Below are 3,091 nucleotides of genomic sequence, written 5' to 3' on the forward strand. Positions count from 1 at the left end.
CAATGTTGGGATAACAGGAGCCGTATGACGCGAGAGTGTCACGTACGGATCTGTGGGAGCCTCGGGGGGAAGTTCCCCGGGGCCACCCGGCGTGGTGAGTGATCGCTTCTCCGCCTACAACCATCTCCTCCTGGAGCAGCGCCAGCTGTGCTGGGCGCACGTGATCCGCGATCTCACCGCCATCGCCGAACGCCCGGGCGCCAACGCCGAGTTCGGATCGGAGCTGCTGGGCCTGCAGCAGCAGCTGTTTGCCCAGTGGCACCGCTACAAAGACGGAACGATCGACTGGTCCACGTTGCAGCAGGGCTGCCGGCCGATCCGCCAGGCGTCTGTGGGCACGCTGCAACGGGTGGTGGAGCTGGGCTGCCAGCGCGGCGAGCGAACGCCGTGGGCCAAAACGGTTGGCACCTGCCGGCAGTTGCTCCAGGTGGCTGATGGCCTCTGGACCTTCCTGGAGATTGAAGGGATCGAACCCACCAACAATGCTGCCGTAGACGAAGTCTTCTCCGCAGGAGTACGTGCCCTGCGCCATTCGGTGATTCAGCGCAAGATCAGCCATGGCGTCCAATCCCGCCAGGGTGCGATCTGCCGCAGTCGATTGCTCACAGTCACCACCAGCCTGCGGCAACAGGGCCGTGATATCTGGCAGTTCCTGGAGCAGGCCTTGATCGCCCATCATCGCGGCGGCAAGATGCCATCGCTGTTGCCGAATCCCTGAATCGGCTGTCATCGATCGCGGTGTCTCTGGCCGCTCGTTGATCAGTGATCAAGGGTGGAATGCTGCGCTGCTGCGTCACGGCCCCTGAACGGGTACTTCTGGTTTTCATCCCCTGGTGTATTACGCGTATTGCTCTTGAATCAAGAAGGACCTGTCGAAGCGGATGCTTCAAGGTAATTGGCCCCACCACGAAACCAACGGGAGGACTGGAAGTGCCCGACTACTACGGGAAGATTGACGACGACGGCAAGATTGTGGGCCTTGCTCGCATCTGGCGGGATCTCCCGGGGATGCCCGAGGAGGTTTGGCTCGGCGGTCAGGAGTGGCGCCAGCAGCCGTTCCTGGATGCGATCTTCGGTGAAGACTTCGATGCCGACTGGGGCCCCCTGAGCCGTGTGATGGTCGAGGAGCAGCACGGTGAACTGATCAAGCTCGGCCTCGCCGCTGAAGCCTGACCGTTGTCCGCTTGATAGCAGTCGCGGCCGCATCCGATGGCGGACCAGCGGATGTTGAGGGTGAAACAAAAGGGGTCGGCCGGGTCCGCATCGCCGTGTCGGTTGATCGCCTCGGCCGGTGGTCCGCTGCTGGAGCATCAGACCTGGCTGATGGCGAAGCTGCTCAGGAGCTGGCTGGCCCGGATGCTGACGCCTGTTCCCTCGTGTCGTTCGTGGGGACTGAGGTGCTCTCGCCACGATTGGCTTTGGAAGCGACTGGCCTGACAGTGCCGAAGTCATCGCTTACAAGCAGGATGTCGCTGGTTCGAACCCGGCATCGCGCACTTATCAAAAGCCCTGTGGTGCAAGGGATCTCAGGCTTCGTCCCTGAAGCCTGCCAGTCTTGTCCCGCCGCTTGAGCGCAACCTGAGCGCAAAACCTGCGGCGGATTTCCCGTGGTAACGACCAGGGGCTGTGCCGTCCGGGGGTGCACCATGGCCTGAAATTGGCGCACCCAGCCGCTGAGTCCTGGCACCGTTCGCAGCGCAGGCGGGTCAGATGGCAGATCATGGTGCCGGGACCTCGCCCCAGGGCAGGCCATCAGCCATCGGTGGTGGTGTCACATGCCAAGTGACGTGTTGGCCCCCTGAGTGTCCTCACTGAGTTGATCGATGCCTTTCCGCACCTTTGAAGACAAGATCGCCTTTGTCACCGGTGCAACCTCCGGTATCGGACGGGGGGTGGCACTCGCCTTCGCACGGGAGGGCGCGACGGTGATCGGTTGCGGTCGGAACATCACACGAGGGGCTGAAACACAGCGCTTGGTTGAGGCTGAAGGCGGCACCTTCCTGTTCCTGCCGATGGACCTTGGCGACGAAACCCAGGTCACGGGCGGGGTGCGGACGGCGCTGGATCGCTACGGACGGCTCGACTGCGCGGCGAACTGTGCGGGGGTCGATCGGAGCGCCGGTTTCCTCGACTACACCGCCGCAGATTTCGACTGCATCTTCGACGCGAATGTGCGGGGCCTGTTCCTGTGCCTGCACGAAGAGGTGCTCGCGATGCGAAGCGGCGGCGGGGGCGCAATCGTCAACGTCGGATCAGTCGCCGGGCAACGTCCGTTCCGGGGGAACAGTCTCTACAACGCCAGCAGGAGCGCGGTGACCATGTTGACCCGCTCAGTGGCTGCAGAGTGCGCGGAATGGGGCATCCGGATCAACGAGGTGTCCCCCGGACCTGTCTTGACGCCGATGCTGACTGGCCACCTCGAGAGCACAGCGCAGACGGACGCACCGATGACCGCAGAAAGCCTGGCGGCCGGTTTACCGCTGGGAGGAATCCTCTCACCCCAGGGCATTGCGGACAGTGTCTTGTTCCTTTGCTCGCTACAAGCCTCAAAGATCACAGGCGCGACGCTGGTGGCAGATGGCGGATTCGTTCTTGGCTGATGGATGCAAAGCAACTGGGCCCAACCAGGCGCTGAAGCAGCCTGCCTTCACCACCCCCTCACCATTCCCAACATCGAAGCCGGAATCTGGATGATCTATATCAGCAGCTAACCCGCTTCTATTCAAAGACTCTTCATGGCCAAAGGCGTACATCCTGACTTGCTTGGGTCAATCTGGTCCAACTGTTGGTTGTCCAGCAAGCTATAGATTCGTCCGCCGGAGCTGATGCAGGCGCCCCAGTGCTGCCCGTTCTCTGAAGCTGCCTGTTGCTCGTCAGCCGGCGCCAGTCCTCGGTGCAGGCCGGACGACCAGGTCTGATCGGTGGACGGGGATGGCGGCGCTCCCTTCAGTCAGGTGGCCTGCAATAGCCCACCTCACCCTCCAGCGGCGGCTGACAGGTCGCCCTGAGGGGAACGAAGATTTCATTGCGGGTCACCTCGTTCAACCAGGTGGAATTGCCATTGGGGAACAGCTGTTGCCACCAGCTCCCA

At 62.5% G+C, this 3,091-nt stretch carries 3 protein-coding genes; all 3 read left to right on the top strand.

The genetic code is table 11. The annotated features are described in order from the left end of the window. Positions 1 to 52 precede the first annotated feature (52 nt). Positions 53 to 718, top strand: a complete 666-nt coding sequence (locus tag KQ310_RS00005) for a transposase (protein ID WP_259719747.1) — start codon at positions 53 to 55, stop codon at positions 716 to 718. A gap of 212 nt (positions 719 to 930) precedes the next feature. Further along, positions 931 to 1,173: a hypothetical protein gene (locus KQ310_RS00010; protein WP_259719748.1), complete on the top strand. Its 243-nt coding sequence runs from the start codon at positions 931 to 933 to the stop codon at positions 1,171 to 1,173. A gap of 650 nt (positions 1,174 to 1,823) precedes the next feature. After that, on the top strand, positions 1,824 to 2,600 hold the full coding sequence (locus KQ310_RS00015) for an SDR family NAD(P)-dependent oxidoreductase (RefSeq protein WP_259719749.1): 777 nt from the start codon (positions 1,824 to 1,826) through the stop codon (positions 2,598 to 2,600). Positions 2,601 to 3,091: the final 491 nt, after the last annotated feature.

Source organism: Synechococcus sp. CS-1328 (assembly GCF_025128095.1).
Lineage (GTDB): Bacteria > Cyanobacteriota > Cyanobacteriia > PCC-6307 > Cyanobiaceae > CBW1002.

What these genes read in the sequence shown, in the direction of transcription:
- KQ310_RS00015 (WP_259719749.1), top strand. Translation starts at nt 1,824, where the DNA reads ATGCCTTTCCGCACCTTTGAAGACAAGATCGCCTTTGTCACCGGTGCA.